At 38.8% G+C, this 2,047-nt stretch carries 1 protein-coding gene and 3 pseudogenes; all 4 read right to left on the bottom strand.

Annotation, left to right across the window (positions count from 1 at the left end; all coding sequences use genetic code 11):
• Positions 1-196: 196 nt before the first annotated feature.
• A pseudogene (locus tag EO98_RS19640) lies at positions 197-696 on the bottom strand (DUF1670 domain-containing protein).
• 142 nt (positions 697-838) lie between these two features.
• Complete coding sequence (locus tag EO98_RS19270) at positions 839-976, bottom strand: DUF1670 domain-containing protein (protein ID WP_235283600.1); 138 nt, start codon at positions 974-976, stop codon at positions 839-841.
• Positions 977-1,077: 101 nt separating this feature from the next.
• A pseudogene (locus EO98_RS19275) lies at positions 1,078-1,389 on the bottom strand (DUF1670 domain-containing protein); the annotation flags it as partial.
• 157 nt (positions 1,390-1,546) lie between these two features.
• Positions 1,547-1,914, bottom strand: a pseudogene (locus EO98_RS19645) (2-isopropylmalate synthase); the annotation flags it as partial.
• Between the last annotated feature and the right edge of the window lie 133 nt (positions 1,915-2,047).

The following is a 2,047-nucleotide window of genomic DNA, read 5'->3' on the forward strand; positions in this document are numbered from 1 at the left end:
TTACTGTACTGAAGTGTGCGAGCCTTCGGGAACTCTGGATCGCTGCCAAACTCACCCTATACTACTTTAAATCTACTCTGAATATCGTTTTCTCTAAAAATGTTTTTCTGATAATTGATTTTTTGAATTGCTTTTTACTAAACTCCCAATTGACCGATAGGCATCCAGACATACCATAGTTTGTTTCACCCATCAGTCATTCCTCCTCATTTAAAATTCTTCTATATTCTTCTACCAGGGACTTTCCCATTACCAGAATTTGTGCTATTTCCTCAATTTTCATCTTTTTGCTTAGTTTTTCTACTTTCTTATATGCTTTAATGTACCTGTCACATGCTTCTTTCGTGTGATTTGTCATTCTTACAATATCTGAAGTTTGATTCCCTTCCTATATAACCTGAGGATAATCCTCTTGTGAGTTATTGCTCTTCCAATGTCCTGGATAATCCCTCTTGTTGGCAGTATCTCCCCTGTTCTTTGCATATACTCTTTTGCTTGCTCACAGTACCTGTAGAAACATTGAGCACCTGTAGAAACATTGAGCAGATATGCCATCTCAGAATGCGTAAGTAGTACTCCCTGTTCATATGCCTCTTTGAAGAGCCTCCTATTTTTTTTCATAATCTCCTTAGAATAACCCGCCTTCTTCATCTCCAGATCCTCTTTGGAAATCCGGGTCAAAACAATAGGTGTCAACGGTGTTTTCTTACTGTTTCTTTTTTTCCAAAAATGCTGTGAAGCTGGTCTAAACGTTCTTGATATTCCTCAGTAGAATAGGTTTGATCAATTCCTTGTATTCCCTAATTGTTTTTTCTGAGATGCCTGTTATAATCCTGAGTTATTCATCATCAAATCCTTCCTCCGTCAGCACCAGTATTCTTTCAAAGTCCTTCACATAGCGCATGATGGCTTCGCCACTATGTTTTGTCTTTCTTTTGATCTCAGTATATTCATAACCTTTGAGGTAAAGCTCCATAATTTTTTTTCTTGTGGCTTATCCCAGGACCTATGTCCCTCCATTTTTCCTCTAGTTGGCACCAGTTCTCCCTTCTTTTCCAGCGATGTTATATGCTGTGAAATTGTCTTTGTGCTCTCTTCAAGAAGGATTGCTATGTCAGCCTGGGTAATTAGGGCACCCTGAGCATATGTTTCACTACTGATGCGTTTGATCCTTTTATCTAACAACTCCTGCTGATCTTTGACAGTACAGTCATCAGGGCCATAGATCGTGATTTTTATGGGAACCAGATTTATTTCATCTACTGGTATGCCAGGAGGAACGTCTTTAGAAACTGCATGAAAGATAATCTGGCCTTCTTTGCGCTGACTGCTGAAATATAAGGTCAAAATAAGAAAGGAAAAGTTCAGATAATGATCTGCAGATAGCACGAGGAAATGAATAATCGTGCATGATTTCGTTGTAAAGCTGGGTCTGTAATTGACGATTAAAGGTTGAAAGATATTCTTTTGGAATTTATACGAACATGAGGGCCATCAATATTGCTTTGGTGGCAAGAATAGATAAACAATTGGTCAAATGGGGGTATTTAATGGTATATATCCTCTGTACCTCCGAGGTCGGGACGAAGGTGTGCACAAGGCCAACATCACTTTCAAAACAGGCATCGATATCTTTTTTTAGTACACGAGCAAGCCCACATACTATGGTATCAAGCCCTGCATTAGAAATCGACTTTACGGATTCTTTATCTCCTTCTGAAGATATGGGAAATCCGGCTTCTATTGTGTCTACCCCGAGTTTGTCGAGTTGATGAGCAATTTCCAGCTTCTGGGTCGAAGTCAGGGATACGCCCGGGTTTTGTTCCCGTCGCGCAGTGTTGTGTCAAAAACAGTTACTTTTTTATTCTGTATGGGTTCGATGTAAAAATTGATCCCTTCTTTCAGTGTGTGCATCCATAGTAATCATCAAATTGAATGTACACATCTGGTATATATACATCATGTAGATGTTTAAATATTTAGTTGAACTTTACTTCTTTGAGTTTTCGATCGAACACTATTTATAGTAGATGCTCCATTCTCTGTC

The organism is Methanosarcina sp. 2.H.T.1A.6, assembly GCF_000979455.1.
Lineage (GTDB): Archaea > Halobacteriota > Methanosarcinia > Methanosarcinales > Methanosarcinaceae > Methanosarcina.

Excerpts from the sequence above, each read along its gene's own strand:
- EO98_RS19270 (WP_235283600.1), bottom strand. The coding sequence starts at position 976 with ATGGAGCTTTACCTCAAAGGTTATGAATATACTGAGATCAAAAGAAAG.